Origin of the sequence: Pseudomonas izuensis (genome assembly GCF_009861505.1) — a bacterium.
Taxonomy (GTDB): domain Bacteria; phylum Pseudomonadota; class Gammaproteobacteria; order Pseudomonadales; family Pseudomonadaceae; genus Aquipseudomonas; species Aquipseudomonas izuensis.
In genome coordinates this window covers 32,550-52,309 of record NZ_WTFT01000024.1, presented here as the reverse complement: position 1 = coordinate 52,309, position 19,760 = coordinate 32,550, and the positions used below count along the sequence as shown (strand labels likewise).

17 protein-coding genes are annotated in these 19,760 nt (G+C 58.4%); 3 read left to right on the top strand and 14 right to left on the bottom strand.

Annotation, left to right across the window (positions count from 1 at the left end):
- Positions 1-23: 23 nt before the first annotated feature.
- Both dnaG and rpsU read right to left on the bottom strand, forming a co-directional pair.
- The gene (gene dnaG, locus GPL81_RS19910) at positions 24-1,994 is read right to left on the bottom strand and encodes a DNA primase (protein ID WP_160108095.1); all 1,971 of its coding nucleotides are present in this window, start codon (positions 1,992-1,994) and stop codon (positions 24-26) included.
- Between the two features lie 478 nt (positions 1,995-2,472).
- Positions 2,473-2,688, bottom strand: coding sequence for a 30S ribosomal protein S21 (gene rpsU / locus GPL81_RS19905; protein ID WP_002551877.1), 216 nt, complete (start codon positions 2,686-2,688; stop codon positions 2,473-2,475).
- 199 nt (positions 2,689-2,887) lie between these two features.
- On the opposite strand from rpsU, the gene tsaD reads away from it, so the two are divergent.
- Positions 2,888-3,913 (top strand): tRNA (adenosine(37)-N6)-threonylcarbamoyltransferase complex transferase subunit TsaD, encoded by a 1,026-nt coding sequence (tsaD, locus tag GPL81_RS19900; RefSeq protein WP_160108094.1) that lies wholly within the window; start codon positions 2,888-2,890, stop codon positions 3,911-3,913.
- A gap of 23 nt (positions 3,914-3,936) precedes the next feature.
- Here the strand turns inward: tsaD and plsY are convergent, their stop codons facing one another.
- Positions 3,937-4,506 (bottom strand): glycerol-3-phosphate 1-O-acyltransferase PlsY, encoded by a 570-nt coding sequence (gene plsY / locus GPL81_RS19895; protein WP_096514670.1) that lies wholly within the window; start codon positions 4,504-4,506, stop codon positions 3,937-3,939.
- A 74-nt stretch (positions 4,507-4,580) separates the two neighbouring features.
- Between plsY and folB the strand changes: the two genes are divergently transcribed.
- Positions 4,581-4,937, top strand: coding sequence for a dihydroneopterin aldolase (gene folB, locus GPL81_RS19890; protein ID WP_160108093.1), 357 nt, complete (start codon positions 4,581-4,583; stop codon positions 4,935-4,937).
- Entirely contained in the window at positions 4,928-5,446 is a 519-nt protein-coding gene (folK, locus tag GPL81_RS19885; RefSeq protein ID WP_160108092.1) for a 2-amino-4-hydroxy-6-hydroxymethyldihydropteridine diphosphokinase, read from the top strand. Before folB ends, folK begins: the two co-directional genes overlap by 10 nt.
- Positions 5,447-5,530: 84 nt before the next feature.
- On the opposite strand, the gene GPL81_RS19880 is transcribed toward folK, so the two are convergent.
- From GPL81_RS19880 to GPL81_RS19830, 11 genes are all read right to left on the bottom strand, one after another.
- Entirely contained in the window at positions 5,531-6,760 is a 1,230-nt protein-coding gene (locus GPL81_RS19880) for a multifunctional CCA addition/repair protein (protein ID WP_160108091.1), read from the bottom strand.
- 63 nt (positions 6,761-6,823) lie between these two features.
- The gene (locus GPL81_RS19875) at positions 6,824-8,386 is read right to left on the bottom strand and encodes a SpoVR family protein (protein ID WP_096514676.1); all 1,563 of its coding nucleotides are present in this window, start codon (positions 8,384-8,386) and stop codon (positions 6,824-6,826) included.
- Positions 8,383-9,654 carry a YeaH/YhbH family protein gene (locus GPL81_RS19870; protein ID WP_096514678.1) on the bottom strand — a complete coding sequence of 424 codons (1,272 nt, stop codon included), beginning with the start codon at positions 9,652-9,654 and terminating at the stop codon, positions 8,383-8,385. Before GPL81_RS19870 ends, GPL81_RS19875 begins: the two co-directional genes overlap by 4 nt.
- A 204-nt stretch (positions 9,655-9,858) precedes the next feature.
- Positions 9,859-11,781: a PrkA family serine protein kinase gene (locus GPL81_RS19865; protein ID WP_096514680.1), complete on the bottom strand. Its 1,923-nt coding sequence runs from the start codon at positions 11,779-11,781 to the stop codon at positions 9,859-9,861.
- Between the two features lie 297 nt (positions 11,782-12,078).
- Entirely contained in the window at positions 12,079-12,408 is a 330-nt protein-coding gene (gene glpE, locus GPL81_RS19860; protein ID WP_160108090.1) for a thiosulfate sulfurtransferase GlpE, read from the bottom strand.
- Positions 12,409-12,441: 33 nt separating this feature from the next.
- The gene (locus tag GPL81_RS19855; RefSeq protein ID WP_160108089.1) at positions 12,442-13,326 is read right to left on the bottom strand and encodes a symmetrical bis(5'-nucleosyl)-tetraphosphatase; all 885 of its coding nucleotides are present in this window, start codon (positions 13,324-13,326) and stop codon (positions 12,442-12,444) included.
- On the bottom strand, positions 13,326-13,706 hold the full coding sequence (gene apaG / locus GPL81_RS19850) for a Co2+/Mg2+ efflux protein ApaG (protein WP_160108088.1): 381 nt from the start codon (positions 13,704-13,706) through the stop codon (positions 13,326-13,328). The genes GPL81_RS19855 and apaG overlap by 1 nt, the downstream gene beginning before the upstream one ends.
- A gap of 123 nt (positions 13,707-13,829) precedes the next feature.
- Positions 13,830-14,648, bottom strand: coding sequence for a 16S rRNA (adenine(1518)-N(6)/adenine(1519)-N(6))-dimethyltransferase RsmA (rsmA, locus tag GPL81_RS19845; protein ID WP_096514688.1), 819 nt, complete (start codon positions 14,646-14,648; stop codon positions 13,830-13,832).
- Positions 14,645-15,634 carry a 4-hydroxythreonine-4-phosphate dehydrogenase PdxA gene (pdxA, locus tag GPL81_RS19840; RefSeq protein ID WP_160108087.1) on the bottom strand — a complete coding sequence of 330 codons (990 nt, stop codon included), beginning with the start codon at positions 15,632-15,634 and terminating at the stop codon, positions 14,645-14,647. The genes rsmA and pdxA overlap by 4 nt, the downstream gene beginning before the upstream one ends.
- Positions 15,631-16,947, bottom strand: a complete 1,317-nt coding sequence (surA, locus tag GPL81_RS19835; protein ID WP_160108086.1) for a peptidylprolyl isomerase SurA — start codon at positions 16,945-16,947, stop codon at positions 15,631-15,633. The genes pdxA and surA overlap by 4 nt, the downstream gene beginning before the upstream one ends.
- The gene (locus tag GPL81_RS19830) at positions 16,928-19,726 is read right to left on the bottom strand and encodes an LPS-assembly protein LptD (protein WP_160108085.1); all 2,799 of its coding nucleotides are present in this window, start codon (positions 19,724-19,726) and stop codon (positions 16,928-16,930) included. Before GPL81_RS19830 ends, surA begins: the two co-directional genes overlap by 20 nt.
- Positions 19,727-19,760: the final 34 nt, after the last annotated feature.

Below are 19,760 nucleotides of genomic sequence, written 5' to 3'. Positions count from 1 at the left end.
AGGATTATACCTGAGCTATGACCTCACGCGCCAGTTGAGGTCGGGTTTGATGCGGAAACATTCTGTTTTAAGAGGTCGCGCATCTGTTTTGCTATCTGAATTTGCTCTTCAGCCGATAAACCCGGCTGCTTCGCTTTCTTGATGAGTTCGTCGAGGGTCTGCGTATGCTGACCCGCGGATAATCTAGTAATGGTGTCTAAAAACTGTTGTTCAAGGTTGTCGCCGTCAATTAGCCACTCCTTTTCGGCGAGTGCTTTCAAGAGGCGCCCTTGCTCTGTGCCGTGCCAACGGGCCATCAACTGAATAGAGTTTAGCTTAGGATTTTTCTGCACAGCTTCGATCAAGGCGATTAGTACCTGAGCGTACGTATTGCTCTCGTTGGCAAAGTGATCGGCACTCTCAACCTTGCCGGCCAGTTGTGGGTGGTGGATAAGCGTGCGCAACGCGATCAGCGTCGGGGCTTCTACCGCCACTGGCGTGCGTGGGGCATAGGATTCATCACGATCGCCGCGCTTGCCGTTTTTGCTCCAGCGTTTCTTGTCCCATTTCTTGCCGCCGGCACCCGGTTTTTTCGGCGTCCACTCCTGCTGGGGCGCGTAGGCTTCCTGGGGTTGGTGAAAGTCGGCGTAGTCCGGCATGGCGTCGTAGTCCATGCCCGGGTCATAGGCAGGCGGCATGTCCTGAGGTGCGCTGTGCACCAGCTGGCTGACCGCTTCACCGCTCAAGCCTGTGATTTCCAGCAGGCGCTGGCGCATCAGGGTGCGCAGGTTGGCGCCCGGGACCTTGTCGATCAGCGGCGCCGCCAGGGTGGCCATATGGGCCTTGCCTTCGAGGGAGCGGGGATCGGCTTCTTCAGTCAATTGCTGGAAGAAATAGTCCGCCAATGGCTGGGCGTGCTGGTTGATACGCGCGCGGAAGGCATCGGTGCCTTCGGAGCGGATCAAGGTGTCCGGGTCTTCGCCTTCGGGCAGAAACAGAAACCGTGCGCGACGGCCGTCCTGCAGGCTCGACAGTGTTGCCTCCAGCGCTCGCCATGCGGCGTTGCGGCCAGCCTGGTCACCGTCGAAGCAAAACAAGACGCTTGGCACGACGCGAAACAGTCGTTTCAAGTGTTCTTCGCTGGTGGCGGTACCCAGCGTCGCGACGGCATTGCGCAGGCCTTGTTGGGCGAGGGCAATGACGTCCATGTAGCCTTCGACGACGATGATTTCATCGAGGTTGCGGTTGTTCTTGCGCGCCTCATAGAGGCCGTAGAGTTCCTGGCCTTTATGGAACACCGGGGTTTCAGGTGAGTTCAGGTATTTCGGCTTGTCATCACCCAATACCCGGCCGCCGAAGGCGATGATGCGCCCGCGGCTGTCTCGGATCGGGAACATCACCCGGTCACGGAAGCGGTCGTAACGCTTGCCGGTTTCTGCGTTCTCGACCAGCAGGCCGGCATCGATCATGGCTTTTTGTTGCAGGGTGTCGCTGCTCAAGTGTTTGAACAGGTTGTCCCAGCCGGGTGGTGCAAAGCCGAGGCCGAAGTCCCGGGCGATTTCACCGGTCAGGCCGCGTCCCTTCAAGTAATCCACCGCGGCTTTGCGCGCTGGATGGCTTTTCAGGGCCTGCCGGTAAAAGTCGGCGGCAGCTGTGAGCAGTGGGTAGAGCGGAGAATCGGTCGGTTGGCGTGGTTTGTGTGGACGACCGCTTTCTTCGCGGGGGATTTCCATGCCGGCGGCTTTGGCCAGTTCCTCGACAGCCTGGGGGAAGTCCAGGTTGTCGTGGTCCATGATGAAGCCGAGGGCATTGCCGCCAGCGCCGCAGCCGAAACAGTAATAGAACTGTTTGTCGGGGCTGACGCTGAATGACGGAGTTTTCTCTTTGTGAAACGGGCAGCAGGCGGTGTGATTCTTGCCGGCTTTTTTCAGTTGCAGGCGCGAGCTGACCACATCGACGATGTCGGTGCGGTTCAGAAGGTCGTCAATGAAGCTCTGGGGAATTAGCCCGGCCATGGCGTTCTCGTCATCTGCGCTGAAAGGGGTCCGAAACGAATGGCGGCGAGCGCGGGTCGTTGTATGAAGCGCGCAAGGTGTGCGGCTCGACCGGTGTCGTCTGCATAATCGCTGTCGGGAAGTGTATCTGCCGAAAATCCACCGACGTTAATGCTTGTCAGTATTCGACTATTTGAAAGTGTTGCGCTGAATCCGGCTGCGACCAGTCAATGGTCTCGGATAGCTCATAGTTTGGCACGCAATAGATGCCTGGGCTGATCGTCGTGAGAGGAATCAGTGGGTGTGCTCGTCAGTAGCCTTGAAAGGCTCGTCAGAAAAGACGTGCACCGCTGGCAAAAAGCCAGGTCTGACGCGATGAAGCAGATTTGTCTCGGTCGCATCTGCGGCTTCGACGGTGAAGCATCAAGCGTTTTACGCAAATGCCATAAGCCCGGCTGAGGGCCGGGCTTGGCAGAAGCTTGCTACGATCGTCTGTGTATTAGTACAGACGAACGGCGCGGCGCTGTTCGCGCTGAACTTTCTTGGCGTGACGCTTAACAGCGGCTGCTGCTTTGCGCTTACGCTCAGAAGTTGGCTTCTCGTAAAATTCGCGGCTACGAACTTCAGCCAGTACACCGGCTTTTTCGCAGGAGCGCTTGAAACGACGCAGAGCTACGTCGAAGGGTTCGTTCTCTTTTACTTTGACGGCTGGCATCCAGAGCTACCTTCATTCATTACCGGGGTCAACATCCTCGCGGCAAAAGAGCACTTGAAGACGTCGGTTTTTAAGGGTTGCGGATGTTAACCCCTCATCGCTCGGAATGCAAAGCCTCTGATCGAAAACCGCTGGTCGGGGCATCACGCGACGACTATTATGCGCGCCTTCGAATTCAGCCTAAACAAGGCGCAAACCCATGCTAGTACTGGGATTAGAAACCTCCTGCGACGAAACCGGTGTCGCACTTTACGACAGTGAACGTGGCCTGCTGGCCGACGCACTGTTCAGTCAAATTGACCTGCACCGTGCTTACGGAGGCGTGGTGCCGGAACTGGCCTCGCGCGATCACGTAAAGCGCATGCTGCCCTTGATTCGTCAGGTGTTGGCCGAAGCCGGCTGTGTGCCGACCGAGATCGACGCCATTGCCTACACTGCCGGTCCTGGCCTCGTGGGAGCGTTGTTGGTGGGGGCTTCCTGCGCTCAGGCGCTGGCCTTTGCCTGGGGCATTCCGGCACTGGGCGTGCACCACATGGAAGGCCATTTGCTGGCGCCTATGCTGGAGTCGCAGCCACCGGAATTTCCGTTCGTCGCTTTGTTGGTGTCCGGCGGTCATACGCAGCTGGTTCAGGTCGACGGAATCGGTCAATACACGCTGTTGGGCGAGACCCTGGACGACGCCGCGGGCGAAGCTTTCGACAAGACTGCGAAGATGATGGGCCTCAATTATCCGGGTGGCCCGGAAATCGCGCGTCTGGCGGAGCAAGGCGTTGCAGGGCGTTTCGTGTTCCCGCGCCCGATGTGTGACCGCCCTGGCCTGGATTTCAGCTTCAGCGGCTTGAAAACCTTCGCATTGAACACTTGGCAGCAGTGCGTGAGCGCCGGGGACGACGGTGAGCAAGCCCGTTGCGACATCTCGCTGGCGTTCCAGCAGGCCGTGGTGGAGACTTTGACCATCAAGTGCAAGCGTGCCCTGAAGGCGGCTGGCATGAAGCGACTGGTGATCGCAGGAGGCGTGAGCGCCAACAAGGCGCTGCGTTCTTCTTTGGAAAAAATGCTCGGCGACATGAAGGGCGATGTTTTTTATGCCCGCCCGCAGTTCTGTACCGATAACGGCGCAATGATCGCGTTCGCCGGCTGCCAGCGTTTGCAGGCCGGCCAGCAGGAAAGCCTGGCGATCAGCGTGCAGGCGCGCTGGCCGATGGAGCAGTTGTCGGCGTTGTAATGAGTGGCACTCATGTACGGTATCTAAAAATGCCGTTCGCGCCCGGCAAACAGGTCGCGTAGATTGCCGCGATGACGCCAGACGATCAGTCCTGTGAGCGTGCTCATGGGCAGCAATGCCGCCGGTTCTTGCCAGGCCAGCAGTGGTAGGGTCAACGGCGTGGCAATCAGGGCGGCCAGCGAGCTGGTGCGGGTCAGGTAGAACGTCAGCAGCCAGGCGCAGACCGCCATCAGTGCAGCGGGTGGATACAAGCCCAGCAACATCCCGGCAGCGGTGGCGACACCCTTGCCCCCGCGAAAGCGGAAATACAGCGGGAACAGGTGTCCGATGACGGCGCAGACGCCGATCCAGGCCTGATCCTGCAGCGAAAGGCCTGCAACACCGGCGATCAGCACGGGCAGCAGTCCTTTGCAGAGATCGCCGAGCAACGTCAGGATGGCGAGTTTTTTACCGGCCAGGCGCAACATGTTGGTGGCACCGGCATTGCCCGAGCCACTCGAGCGTGGATCGGGGTTGCCGGTCAGGCGGCTGAGCAAAATGGCAAAGGACAGAGAGCCGAGCAGGTAGGCGAGGATCGCCAATAACCAAAACATGCTAACTATTCCGGGCGAGGACGCCCTGATTCTAACGGCGCAATGCGCCCTTGTCGTGTAGCGGAGAAAAGTGCTTGGACAGAGTGTTTATCGAGGGCCTGGAAGTCAACACTGTGATCGGGGCCTACGACTGGGAACGAGGCATCCGACAGTGCTTGCGTCTTGATCTGAGTTTCGCCTGGGATAATCGTCCGGCTGCCGCCGGCGACGACCTGACCCTGGCGCTCGATTACGCCAGTGTTTCGTCGCGGATCCAGGCCTTTGCCGAGCAGGCGCAGTTCCAGCTGGTCGAGACCTTTGCCGAGCGCCTGGTTGAAGTGCTGATGAGCGAATTCAAGATCACCTGGATGCGCCTCAAGCTGACCAAGCCAGGCGCGGTTCCTGCCGCTACCGGTGGCGTGGGCGTGGAGATCGAGCGCGGATGTCGCTGACTCAGGTGTATCTTGGGCTCGGTAGCAATATCGAGCGCGAATCCCATTTGCGGGCCGGACTGGATGCCTTGGCAGGTTTTCTGGTGGACATCCATTGCTCGCCGGTCTTCGAAAGCCAGCCGGTAGGGATCAAGAGCGGGCCATTCTTCAATTTCGTGGTGTCGGCCTTCACCGATCTGCCGTTGATGGAGCTCGATCGCCGACTGAAATTCATCGAAGCCGACAATGGGCGCTATGCGCCGGATCGCAAGGGTTTGCCGCTGGATATCGATGTGCTGTTGTACGGCGATCTGGTGGGTAACTTCGATGGCTTGATTCTGCCGCGGGCAGAAATTCTGAAAAATGCCTTTGTGTTGTGGCCGCTGTCGTTGATTGCGCCAGATCGAGTGCATCTGGGTGTAGGAAAAAGCTTTGCGACGCTTTGGGGTGAGGCACAGATCGATCAGGTGCTGGCGCCGGTGGCGTTTGAATGGCGCGGGCAACAACTGACGCCTTCGAATTTGCTGTAACCCTGCTGCCGCCATCGCGGGCAAGCCTTGCTCCCACAGGATGCGCGCTGTGTCTGTGGGAGCAAGGCTTGCCCGCGATGCTTTTCAGGTAGACACCGCTTCTTTGTAGGCCTTCAATGCTTTGAGTCGTTCACGCTTGATCGCCTCGCCCAGTTCTGGCCCCTTGAATCCTTTCTCCAGCAACGGCTGAACCGCCACGCCCCGCGCCGCATTGGCCGCCCCGCGCAAATAATCCGCTTGTGGATAACTTCGTTGCTCCAGGCCTTCGCGTCCACGAGCGTCCATTTCGCACGCTGCGATGAATTCCTCGAACCGTTGCGGTCGTCGGTAAATGTCGAAACTTTGCAGCAGTTCCAGCAAAGTCGAGGGCTTCAATTCCAGGGCGCGATGACCGTGGGTGTGATACTCGCCCACCAGCAGTGCCAATTCCTGACAATCCCTGGGCGCCTTGAAGCGGTCGTTGACCGCTTTGATCAGCTTGAGTCCCTTGAACTCGTGGGCAATGTGCCGTGGCCATTCTTCCTGTGGCGTCAGCGCTTTGCCCAGGTCATGCAGCAGGCAGGCCCAGCGCACCGTCAGCGGCTGTTTGTGCCGAGCCGCTTGTGCAAGCACGCTCAGGATATGCGCGCCGGTGTCGATTTCCGGGTGATGAGCCTCTGGTTGTGGCACCCCAAACAGCGCATCGATTTCCGGCATCAATTCCTTGAGTGCGCCGCACGCGCGCAGCACTTCAATGAACACCTCTGGCCGGTTTTCCATCAATGCGCGGGAGATTTCCTTCCAGCTCCGTTCCGCCGTGAGGGCTTGAAGCTCGCCGGACTCGCTGAGTTGACGCATCAGCTCCAGCGTTTCTTGGGCAACGGTGAAACCCAACTCGGCATAACGCGCGGCAAAGCGGGCAACACGCAGAACTCTGAGCGGATCTTCAGCAAACGCGGGGGAAACGTGACGAAGAATGCGCGCTTCAAGGTCACGTTGGCCGTGGTAGGGGTCGGTCAGGTTCTGTTGATCGTCCTCGGCCATGGCGTTGATTGTCAGATCACGGCGAATCAGGTCTTCTTCGAGCGTCACGTCAGGGCTGGCGTGAAAAGTGAAGCCGCCATAACCGCGTCCGCTTTTGCGTTCGGTCCTGGCGAGGGCGTACTCCTCACCGGTTTTGGGGTGAAGGAACACCGGGAAATCTGCGCCTACCGGCCGAAAGCCCTGGGCAAGCATCTCTTCGGTAGTGGCGCCGACCACGACCCGGTCGATGTCCGTGACAGGTATGCCCAGCAGGCGATCGCGTACCGCGCCGCCGACTTTATAAATCTGCATAAAAAACCTCCGTTAGCTCGACAGGATAACCGTTGCGTCGAGCTTTCGGAGGTACTGACGGTATCAAAGATGGATGACGGCCAAATCCAGCCGGCCGTAATCGCCTTCGCTGTGCTCGCTTCTGGGCGGAACGTGGTGGGTTTTCATCACCTGGTCCCCTTGCAGGGTCTCCAGGTGTATGTCGAAGCCCCAGAGGCGGTGCAGGTGCTTGAGCACTTCCTCGGTGGAGTCCCCCAGCGGCTTGCGGTCGTGTTGCTGATGGCGCAGCGTCAGGGAGCGGTCGCCGCGACGATCGATGCTGTAGATCTGAATGTTGGGCTCGCGATTGCCCAGGTTGTACTGCGCGGCCAGCGTTTCACGGATGATCCGATAGCCCCCTTCATCGTGAATGGCCGGGACCAGCAAATCATCTTTCTGGTCGTCATCGAGAATACTGAACAGTTTCAGGTCGCGGATCACTTTGGGTGACAGGTACTGCAGGATGAAGCTCTCGTCCTTGAAGCTGCTCATGGCGAATTTAATGGTCGACAGCCAGTCAGTACCGGCAATTTCCGGGAACCAGCGGCGATCTTCTTCGGTGGGTTCTTCGCACATGCGACGGATATCGCGGTACATGGCGAATCCCAGGGTGTAAGGGTTGATACCACTGTAATAGGGGCTGTCGAACCCGGGCTGAAAGACAACGCTCGTATGGGAGGTCAGGAACTCCATCATGAAGCCATCGGTGACGAGGCCTTCGTCATACAGGTCATTCATCAATGTGTAGTGCCAGAAGGTGGCCCAGCCTTCGTTCATGACCTGAGTCTGGCGCTGTGGATAAAAATACTGCGCGATCTTGCGCACGATGCGCACGATTTCCCGCTGCCACGGTTCCAGCAGCGGCGCGTGTTTTTCTATGAAATAGAGGATGTTTTCCTGCGGTTCGGCGGGGAAGCGCGCATTGTCCTTGTCGCTGTACTTGTCTGCGCCCTTTGGAATGGTCCGCCACAAATCATTGATTTGTTTCTGCAGATGCTCCTCCCGATCCTTCTGCCGGCGACGCTCCTCTTCGGCGGAAATCGGATAGGGGCGTTTGTAACGGTCGACCCCGTAGTTCATCAGCGCATGGCAAGAATCGAGCAGGTCCTCGACCGCGTCGATACCATGGCGCTCTTCACACTGCATGATGTACTGCTTGGCGAACACCAGGTAGTCGATGATCGAGCTGGCGTCGGTCCAGGTTCGGAACAGGTAATTGCCCTTGAAAAAGCTGTTGTGTCCGTAGCAGGCATGCGCCACGACCAGTGCCTGCATGCAGATGGTGTTTTCTTCCATCAGGTAGGCGATGCACGGGTCTGAGTTGATTACGATCTCGTAGGCCAGCCCCATCTGGCCACGTGAATAGGATTTTTCCGTGCTGAGGAAGTGTTTGCCATAGGACCAATGGTGATAACCCAGCGGCATGCCGACGGAGGCGTAAGCATCCATCATCTGTTCGGCGGTGATCACTTCAATCTGGTTGGGATACGTGTCGAGCGCGTAGCGAGCCGCCAGACGACTGATTTCGCGGTCGTAGGCCTGAATCAGCTCGAACGTCCACTCGGAGCCGGTGGAAATGGGTTGGCGCTTCAGCTCTTTGGCGGTCATGTCACTAACCTGCGCTGGAAGAGTTCACGGAAGACCGGGTAGATATCTCCGGCCGAGACCAGTTGTTGCTGGGCAAAAGTGTCAGAAAAGGCTTCGGCGATGCGCTCGTATTCGAACCACAGAGCCTGATGTTCGCGTGGGGTTATCTCAACGTAAGTGTAGTACTGGACGAATGGCATGATCTGGTTGATCAGGATGTCGCGGCAAATCGGCGAGTCGTCGTTCCAGTTATCGCCGTCGGAGGCTTGGGCGGCGTAGATGTTCCATTCGTTGGCCGGATAGCGCTCGGCCATGATTTCCTGCATCAATTTCAAGGCGCTGGACACGATGGTCCCACCGGTTTCGCGGGAATAGAAGAACTCCTCTTCGTCCACCTCGCGGGCGCTGGTGTGGTGGCGGATGAACACGACGTCGATCTTGTCGTAATTACGCTTGAGAAACAGGTACAGCAAGATGAAAAAGCGCTTGGCGATATCCTTGGTAGCCTGGGTCATGGAACCGGACACGTCCATCAGGCAGAACATCACGGCCTTCGAGCTGGGGTTGGGTTGCTTGATGAGCAGGTTGTACTTGAGGTCGAACGTATCGAGAAACGGCACGCGGTGAATGCGCGCGCTGAGTTTTTCGATTTCTGCTTCGAGTTTTTGAATATCGCCGAAGTTATCCGGTTCTTCCTGCTTCAATCGCAGAAGTTCTTCCTTGGCTTCGCGCAGTTTCGCCCGACTGCTGCCCGACAGGGCGATTCGCCGTGCATGGGCCGAACGCAGGGTACGGATGATGTTGATCCGTGACGGATTGCCCTCGTTGCTGATCCCGGCTCGAACAGTCTTGAACGTGTCGGTACCGGTCAGGTTGCGCTTTACCAGGTTTGGCAGTTCAAGGTCTTCGAACATGAACTCCAGGAACTCTTCCTGGGTGATCTGGAAGACGAACTCGTCCATCCCTTCGCCCGAGTTACCAGCCTTGCCAGGCCCTCTGCCGCCGCCGCCTCCCGGCGGGCGGGCAATGTGTTCGCCAGCGGTGAATTCCTTGTTGCCGGGGTGAACCACGGTCTGTTTGCCACCGCGACCGTGGTGAAGCACCGGCTCGTCGATGTCGCGGCCGGGAATGCTGATTTGCTCGCCGTGTTCCATATCGGTAATGGAGCGCCGGCTGACCGCCTCTTCGACAGCCTTCTTGATGTGGTCACGGTAACGCCGCAGGAACCGCTGACGGTTCACCGTGCTCTTGTTTTTGCCATTGAGACGTCGGTCGATCACATAGCTCATGACTGCTCCTTAGAAGCTGTCCTGAAAGGGGCGAGCGGTTATGCAGCATCGGATCGGTGCCAAGGGATGTTCACGCTCCCCCAAGCGCTTTTGGATGCTGCCTGTACCTCGCTACCGACTTTCGAACACCTTCCAGAGGTCTGTGTATCAGAAAACGCGTACACAGGCCTCTGGCTGACGACAACCGGTCTGACCGGCAGCGGGTTACTGTGATTTTCTGACTCGCAGATACCACTCGGACAGCAGTCGTACCTGTTTGTCGGTGTAGCCCCGCTCGACCATCCGTGTGACGAAGTCGTTGTGCTTCTGCTGGTCTTCTTTGCTGGCCTTGGCGTTGAAGCTGATGACCGGCAGCAGGTCTTCGGTGTTGGAGAACATTTTCTTCTCGATGACCACCCGCAGTTTTTCGTAGCTGAGCCAGGTCGGGTTCTTGCCGTTGTTGTTGGCACGGGCGCGCAATACGAAGTTGACGATCTCGTTGCGGAAATCCTTCGGATTGCTGATGCCCGCCGGTTTTTCGATTTTCTCCAGTTCCTCGTTCAGTGCCACGCGGTTGAGAATTTCTCCGGTTTCCGGATCGCGGTATTCCTGGTCCTGAATCCAGAAGTCGGCGTACAGCACATAGCGATCGAAGATGTTCTGGCCATATTCGCTGTAAGACTCGAGATAGGCGGTCTGGATTTCCTTGCCGATGAATTCGATATAACGCGGCGCCAGGTACTCCTTGAGGAAGCGCAGGTAGCGTTCACGGGTTTCTGCCTGGAACTGTTCCTGTTCGATCTGTTGTTCCAGCACGTAGAGCAAGTGCACCGGGTTCGCGGCGATTTCGTGCGGATCGAAGTTGAAGACCTTCGACAGGATCTTGAATGCGAAGCGGGTCGACAGGCCGTTCATGCCTTCATCGACACCTGCATTGTCGCGGTATTCCTGGATCGACTTGGCCTTCGGATCGGTGTCCTTGAGGTTTTCGCCGTCATACACGCGCATCTTGGAGTAGATGTTGGAGTTTTCCGGCTCCTTCAGGCGGGAAAGCACGGTGAACTGGGCGAGCATTTTCAGCGTGTCGGGTGCGCAATGGGCTTTTGCCAGCGAACTGTTGAACAGCAATTTGTCGTAGATCTTCACTTCGTCGCTGACCCGCAGGCAGTACGGTACCTTGACGATGTAGATCCGGTCGATGAATGCTTCGTTGTTCTTGTTATTGCGGAAGGTATGCCATTCCGATTCGTTGGAGTGGGCCAGCAGGATCCCGGTGAACGGAATCGCGCCCAGGCCCTCGGTACTGTTGTAGTTGCCTTCCTGGGTGGCGGTCAGCAATGGGTGCAGCACCTTGATCGGCGCCTTGAACATTTCGACGAATTCCATGAGGCCCTGGTTGGCCCGGCACAGTGCCCCCGAGTAGCTATAGGCGTCGGCGTCGTTTTGCGGGAATTCCTCCAGTTTGCGGATATCGACCTTGCCCACCAGTGCCGAGATGTCCTGGTTGTTTTCATCTCCCGGCTCGGTTTTGGCCACGGCGATCTGGTTGAGGATCGACGGGTACAGTTTGACCACGCGGAACTGGCTGATGTCGCCGCCGAATTCGGCCAGGCGCTTGGTTGCCCAAGGCGACATGATGGTGTTGAGGTAGCGCCGTGGAATACCGAAGTCTTCCTCGAGGATCGCGCCATCTTCAGTGGCGTTGAACAGACCCAGAGGTGATTCGAAAACCGGCGAGCCCTTGATGGCGTAGAAGGGCACTTTTTCCATCAGCTGCTTGAGCTTTTCGGCCAGGGATGATTTGCCGCCACCGACGGGGCCGAGCAGGTAGAGGATCTGTTTCTTCTCTTCCAGGCCTTGAGCGGCATGGCGGAAATACGAAACGATCTGGTCAATGCATTCTTCCATCCCGTGGAAGTCTTCAAAGGCCGGATAGCGACGGATCACCTTGTTGGAAAAGATTCGCGACAGCCTCGAGTTGGTCGAGGTGTCGAGCAGCTCTGGTTCACCGATGGCCAGGAGCAGGCGCTCTGCGGCGGAAACGTAGGCGCTACGGTCCTTTTTGCACAGTTCCAGATACTCTTGCAGCGTGAGTTCTTCCTGGCGTGTGGACTCGAAGCGTTGTTGGAAGTGGCTAAAGATACTCATGACGTCACCTCGCTCGATACGTGGAGCCGACGCCGGATCATTCAGTCGATGCTGGCAGCAACCGAACAGGCGGTCGCTGTTTACCCCCCAGAACTCTTTCGGAACTAACGACTCCGAAAGCTACTCCCGATGATCCGTGCGCCGGTGTACCGGCTCTCCCCTGTTTTGGATGGCCTGCGCTTAAGGATAGTTGCTTTATCGGGAGGTAAAGGCGAGATACGTAATTATGTGTGGCAGACCGTTCGTCTGCCACCGCGCTAGCCCGCGCAAGCCGCGGGCTTACGTGTTACAAAAAAATTATTCGGAGGTGCCTTGCGCGGTTTCCGAAGGATAAGTCGTACGCCACAGCTCAAAACCGCCATCCATGCTGTAGACATCCGAGAAGCCCTGGCTGATCAGGTAGGCGGCTGCGCTCTGGCTGGAGTTGCCGTGGTAGCAGACCACCACGATGGGAGCGTCGAGGTCTGCGGCGCGGATGAAGTCCGAAATCGAATGGTTATCCAGGTGCTTTGAGCCGCTGATGTGCAGCGTGGCATAGGTGGCCGGATCGCGGATGTCGACCACCACGGCACCTTGCTCGCGCAGGGCCTGGGCCTGTTCCGGGGGGATACGTTTGAATTCGCTCATGGCGGGCTCCTGTGGCTCGGCTGAAAGCGCAGTCTAGCGCGGGGCGCTGGCTGACGATGGTACGGAAGTTGGTGGGAGGACTGGTGGCTCGGCGGCATGGCCGTTTTCGTTGCATTTGCAGGACAGACGCTCACCGCTGTCGACATTCATCAACGTCAGGGCGCCGCCCCACACGCAGCCGGTGTCGAGGGCAGAAATATCCGGCTCAAGTACTTTGCCTTCCAGTGCGGCCCAGTGACCAAAGATGATCTTCACATCCTTGGTCTTGCGTTCCTTGTGTTGGAACCAGGGCTTATAACCCGGTGGCGCGCTGTCGAGACCTTCCTTGCTCTTGAGGTCAAGCTTGCCTTCGGCCGTACAGAAACGCATCCGGGTGAAATAGTTGGTGATCACCCGCAGGCGTGTGATGCCTTTGAGGTCGTTGTCCCATTTCGCCGGGTCGTTGCCGTACATACCGTCAAGGTAGGGCGGAAACAGATTGTCGTCACGCAGGGCTGTCTCGACTTCGGCTGCGCACTTCAGGGCTTTGCGCAGCGACCATTGCGGCGGAATGCCGGCATGCACCAGCGCCACGTTACGTTGTTCGTCGTAGTGCATGAGTTTTTGCTGGCGCAGCCAGTCCAGCAGCTCGGCGCAGTCCGGTGCTTCGATGATTTCGCGCAGGGTGTCGGCTTTCTTCAGACGTTCGATGTTCTGCCCGGCGGCCAGCAAGTGCAGGTCGTGATTACCGAGTACGCAAACCAGCGATTCGCGGATGCTATAGAGGAAGCGCAAGGTATCGAGCGATTGCGGGCCTCGGTTGACCAGGTCGCCGACCAGCCACAGGCGATCTTTTGCGGGATCGAATGCAACTTGCTTAAGCAGGCATTGCAGGGCCTCCAGGCAGCCCTGCAGATCGCCGACGGCATACGTCGCCATCAGTGCAAGGCTCCGGGCACCGCGAGGCGGAATGGCGCAATTATGGCGTCGAATTGCTTACCGTCGTTGGCGATCATCTGATAGCTGCCTTGCATGGTGCCCACCTTGGTGCTCATGACCGTGCCACTGCTGTAGGTGTGACTCTTGCCTGCTTCGATCAGCGGTTGCTGGCCAACCACGCCCGCACCTCGAACCTCTTCGACATGCCCGTCGCCATCGGTGATTACCCAGTGCCGTGACAAGAGTTTGGCCGGTATCAGGCCATTGTTGTGCACGGTGATGGTGTAGGCAAAGGCAAAGCGGTCGTGTTCGGGTTGCGATTGTTCTGCCAGATAGCGGGTGACGACGCTGACGTCGACCTGATAACGAGGATCGGACATGCAAGAGGCCTTAAAAACGAAGCGGGACGCGGGGCGTAGCTGATTGAGTTCAGTCTAGGCCAAGTATCGGGTAGTAAACCAGACATGAGCGCTGGTGTCCTACCCGATAACGCTTCGGCCTTGTCAGGCCTGCGCAGGCGTCTGTAGGGATTGTTCGCTGAGTTTGTCAGCCAGGCGCACGAAGGCGGCCAGATCGAGTTGCTCGGGACGCAAACTGCCGTCGACACCGGCGGCTTCGATTTCGGCATTGCTCAGTAGCAACTTGAGGGTATTGCGCAGGGTCTTGCGACGCTGGTTGAAGGCTTCGCGCACGACGCGCTCCAGCAACCGGTGGTCCTTGGCCGGGTGCGGCAGCACGGCGTGAGGCACCAGGCGCACGATAGCCGAGTCGACTTTCGGCGGCGGGTTGAACGCGCCCGGACCGACATTGAACAGATGCTCAACCCGGCAGTGGTATTGGACCATGATCGATAACCGGCCCCAGTCACCGCCGCCAGGTCCTGCCGCCAGGCGCTCAACCACTTCCTTTTGCAGCATGAAGTGCATGTCGCGAATCAGGTGGGCGTTGTGCAGCAGGTGAAAAATCAGCGGTGTCGAGATGTTGTAAGGCAGGTTGCCGACCACCCGCAGGCTGTTCGGCGCGGCATTCAGGCTGTTGAAGTCGAACTTCAACGCATCTCCCTGGTGCAGGTTGAAGTTGCTCTTGCCGGCGAACTGCTGGTTGAGGATCGGGATCAGGTCTTTATCCAGTTCCACCACGTCGAGCTGGGCGCCGCTGTTGAGCAAGCCCTTGGTGAGCGCACCCTGGCCCGGACCGATTTCCAGCATCCGGTCGTCGGGTTTGGCGTGAATGGAGCGCAGGATGCGGTCGATAACGCCGGCATCGTGCAGAAAGTTCTGGCCGAAACGCTTGCGCGCCCGGTGTTGGTATTGCTCGGTCATAAACGGGTCTCGGCCATCTGGTAGGCGGTTTCCAGGGCGACTTGCAGGCTGCCGGTATCGATCTTGCCGCTGCCGGCCAGATCCAGGGCAGTGCCGTGGTCGACCGACGTGCGGATGATCGGCAAGCCGAGGGTCACGTTGACTGCCGCGCCGAAGCCTTTGTACTTCAGCACAGGCAGGCCCTGGTCGTGGTACATCGCCAGCACTGCATCACAGTGCTCCAGATATTTTGGGGTAAACAGAGTGTCGGCGGGCAGGGGGCCACGCAGGTCCATGCCTTCGCCGCGCAGGCGCTCCAATGTGGGTTCGATGATATCGATTTCTTCATGGCCCAGGTGTCCGCCTTCACCGGCATGGGGGTTGAGCCCACAGACCAGAATGCGTGGTTGGGCGATGCCGAATTTTTCCTGCAGGTCGGCATGCAGGATTCGAGTGACCCGTTCCAGACGCTCTGGCGTGATCGCATCGGCAATCTCACGCAGGGGCAGGTGGGTGGTGACCAGAGCCACGCGCAACCCGCGAGTGGCGAGCATCATCACCACTTGTGCGGTATGGGTCAGGTCGGCAAGAAATTCCGTGTGCCCGGAAAAGGCAATCCCGGATTCATTGATCACACCCTTGTGCACGGGGGCGGTGATCATCCCGGCAAAATGCCCGTCCAGACAGCCTTGGCCGGCGCGGGTCAGGGTTTCCAGAACGAAGGCAGCGTTAGCCTTGTCCAGTTGCCCGGCGACGACTTTGGTATTGAGCGGTGTATCCCAGACATACAGGCTGTTGGCGGGTGCAGGTACGTCCGGCCAGTTGTCCGGTGCAACCGGCAGCAAGTCGACAACCACACCCAGCTGCGCGGCCCGCTCAAGGAGCAGGCTGCGGCTGGTAATGGCTATCAGGGGGTGTGGCTGGGCTTGCGCGGCGAGCAGCAGGCACAGGTCGGGACCTATGCCGGCCGGTTCGCCGGGTGTCAGCGCGAAACGTTTAGGTTTCACTGCGCTGCCTGGTCGGCGCCAGGGAGTTTGATTTCTACGTACGCTTCGTCACGGATCTGACGCAGCCAGGTTTGCAGCTCTTCATCGTACTTGCGGTTGCGCAATACGGTCATGGCTTGCTGCTCACGAGCCTGAGTGGTGCTGTCAGTGGCGCGACGACCAAGGACTTCCAGTACGTGCCAGCCATATTGCGTCTGGAACGGCTTGGACAGCTGACCTTGTGGCGTTTTGGCCATCACTTCGCGGAACTCGGGAACCAGTGCATTCGGGTCGATCCAGTTCAGGTCGCCGCCGTTGAGGGCAGAACCCGGATCTTCCGAGTAGCTTTTCGCCAATTCGCCGAAGTCTTCGCCCGCTTCGATTCGGGTGTAGAGCGACTGAGCCAGCGCCTTGGTTTTTGCTTCGTCGCGGATCGGGCTCGGTTTGACGAGGATGTGTCGCACATGCACTTCGTCACGTACCTGAGCCCCACCGCCACGCTTGTCGGTGATTTTCAGGATGATAAAACCGCCCGGTGTACGCATCGGCTGGGTGACATCACCAACGGCCATGGTGCTCAGCAGGCGATCGAACGGCGGTGGCAGTTGAGCGGCTTTACGCCAGCCCATGTCGCCACCTTCCAGTGCGGTTTCGCTGGCGGATTTGGCAATGGCCAACTGACCGAAGTCCGCACCTTGCTTGATCTGCTGGTAAATCGCGTCAGCCTGCTTGGCGGCGTTCTGAATCGCTTCAGAGTTGGCGCTTTCCGGCGTAGGAATCAGGATGTTGGCCAGGCGGAACTCTTCGGACAGCTGCATTTTGCCAAGGTCGGAAGCCAGGAAGTTTTTCACTTCCTGCTCCGACACCTGGATGCGCTCGGCCACACGACGCTGGCGTACACGGCTGATAACCATCTCGCGACGGATCTGGTCACGGGCGTCGTCGTAAGACAGGCCGTCGTGAGTCAGGGCGGCACGGAATTGTTCAAACGACATGTTGTTGCGCTGGGCGATGGTGCCAACAGCCTGGTTCAGTTCTTCATCGGTAATGCGGATGCCGGAACGTTCACCGATCTGCAGTTGCAGGTTCTCGACGATCAGGCGCTCAAGCACCTGTTGCTCCAGCACACTGGCCGGCGGCACGGCAGAGCCGCGCTTGGCGATGGTTTGCTGAACTTCATGAACGCGCTGGTCCAGTTGGCTCTGCATGACCACGTCGTTGTCGACAATGGCCACCACCTTATCGATGGACTGTACCGCGGCGTTGGCCGCGGTACCCAGGAACAGCGCGCCCAGCAACAGCGGGCGCAGACAATCAGAAAGCTTGGTCTTCACGTTCACGATAACCTTGAATGCCTTTGTCGAGGAAACTCTCTACCTTGGCGCCGGTGAGGCCGCCGAGTCCCTTCAGAACAATTTGGAGGAAGACGCCATGGTCGCCTTTTTCGTTTTGCGGTGCTTCCTGACTGAATTCGTCATAGGAAACCCAGTAACGGTTGATCAGGCGCAGTTTCCAGCAGCAGTTGTCGTACTCGAAGCCACCGAAGGCTTCCAGGGTACGGTTGCGGTTGTAATCGTACTGCCAGCGGCTGATGGCATTCCATTGCGGCACGACCGGCCAGATCACCGAGAAGTCGTGCTGTTCGATCTTGTAGTAATCCTTCACGAAGCCAGGAGTGCCAGGGGTGCCATAGTCACCGCCGCCCACGGTCCATTTACCGGTGGTCTGGTCATAGCGGATCTGGTCATTGCGATAGCGATAGCCGGCGTTGATGACCTTGTTCGGATTGTCTTCAGGCTGGTAGTGGAACATCGCGCTGCCCGAACGTGGGCTGCGGCTGTCCGGATCCCAGTTGTAGTCGGCAGTCGTGCGCCAGTCGCGGTTCCAGCGATATTCGTATTCCAGCGCATACGGGGACACGTTGGAGTGGGCGTCTTGTCGGGTTGAAGCATCGATGCCCGGCAACTGGACTTCACGATCCTTGAAGTACAAGGCCTGGCCGACACTGATGCGTTGACGCTCGAACCCGTTGTCTTCAATCCAGCGGTTGGTCACGCCCAGCGACAGTTTGTTCTCGTCGCCGACACGGTCGGAGCCCGAGAAACGGTTGTCGCGGAACAGCGATGCATAGTTGAAGGTGTATTCGCCGGTGTCGAAAACCGGAATGTCCGTCTGGTCTTTCTCGGGAACATAGAGATAGTACAGGCGTGGCTCAAGCGTCTGGCGATAGTTCTTGCCGAACCATTGGGTATTGCGATCGAAGTACAGGCCGCTGTCGATGCTCGCGATCGGCACGCCACGGTTCTGGTTGCTGCCAAAAGTACCGTTGAGATTGTCCTGCTCCGGGGTTTGCGCGGCAATCTGAGCCTTACCGATGCTGTCCAGATCCAATTGATATTGGGTGTACTGGTACTTGAGCGTCGGTTTCAGGAAACCATAAGTCCAGTTCAGCGGCAGACTGACGGCTGGCGCAAGGTTCAGGCGATCACCGGTGGCGCGCGCCAGGCCCGTAACGTTGGTGTCGAGGCGCGGCGAAACGTTGCCATCTTCATCGGTGAAGTTGCCGTTTTTCAGATCCCGGTCGAACCGCACGACTTCGGTGTTGTAGGTGAAGTCCAGGCCGCTTGGATGATACGGCAGAGCACCATCAAAGGTGATTTGCGGCAAACGGTCATACGGCGTGATGTTCGACACGGTTGCCAACTGGTATGCCTGCGCGTTCACACGGGCGGTATAGCTGTCGCCGCGATAGGTCACAGAGCCTTGCTGGTTCACGTAGTCGGCGCTTTTTACACCGATCTGGTCAGTCTGCAGATCCTGGAAGTAGTAAGGGTCACTGAGCTTGGTGTAGTCGACTTGCGTGAATACGCGCGAATCCAGGCCACCCTTGTGCTGCCAGTTATACATGTAGCGGTTTTTTTCGTAGTCGGACTGTAGCTTGCGTTCAGTGTCTTCGTCGTTGAGGTACGCGGCACCGAACTGACCTTCGCTGGACTTGGTCAGGTAACGGAACTCACCTTCCATCAACAAGCCGTGCTTGTCCATGTAGCGCGGATACAACGTGGCATCGTAGTTCGGTGCCAGGTTGAAGTAATACGGAGTCACCAGCATGAAGCCGGTATCGCTGCCGGTGCCGATGGTCGGCGGCAGGAAGCCGGACTGACGACGGTCGTCGATCGGGAAATAAATGTACGGCGTGTACAGGACCGGAATGTCCTTGACCCGCAGCGTCACGTTGGTCGCGGTACCGAAGCCGGTAGCCGGGTTCAAGGTGATGTTGTTGCCCTTGAGCTGCCAGGCGTTGCTGTTCGGTTCGCACGTGGTGTACGTACCATCCTTGAGGCGGATGATCGCGTTCTCTGCACGTTTGGCATACAGCGCGTTGCCACGGATGCGGGATTTGTGCATCACGTATTCGGCGTTGTCGACCTTGGCCTCACCGGTATCGAGCTGCACGTCGGCATGGTCGCCCACGATCAGCGCGCCGTTGTCGCGAATGCGCACGTTGCCGGCCAGTTCGCCCCGGCTCTCGGCCTGGTACAGGTTGGCTTCGTCGGCTTCAACCTGCATGCTGCCCTGGCGCATGACCACGTCACCGGCAAGGGTGGCGACTTGCTCATCCTGCTTATAGCGCGAGGCTTTCGCACCGATAAAGGTTGGCGCGTCACTTTTGCTCGTCTTGTCATTCATGCCAGGACGAATCGGTTCGATATAGGAACCAGAGCAGTAAGGACCGGTTTCGGCCAGTTGTGCCGCAGTGAGTTGCTCGCGGGGAACCCAGTCGAGGTGGCTGTAGTCTTCGCTACGCGACTTCAGGCCGCGGCCCTCGGACTCGGTAACCAGTGCGGTCTTGGTGCCAGTCTCTTCGCTGGAACCGCTCTCGGCCGGGACCTCGCCGGTTGCGGAGACTGCGCTGCCTTCATGGACGGGACGCGGAGGCAAGGCAGCCGCCGGTGATTTTGGCGCACAGTCCCAGGCACCCGAAGCAGAGACTGAGCAGTCATACTGTTCCGCGGCAACCACGAAGGAAGTGGCCAAGGGTTGCAAGGCCAGCAGACTGCCGGTTACCAACAACGGAAATTTTTTACGAAACGCGGGGGATTTCAATGCCATCTTATTAGTCCGGGCTTCCTGCGTGCCATCTGCC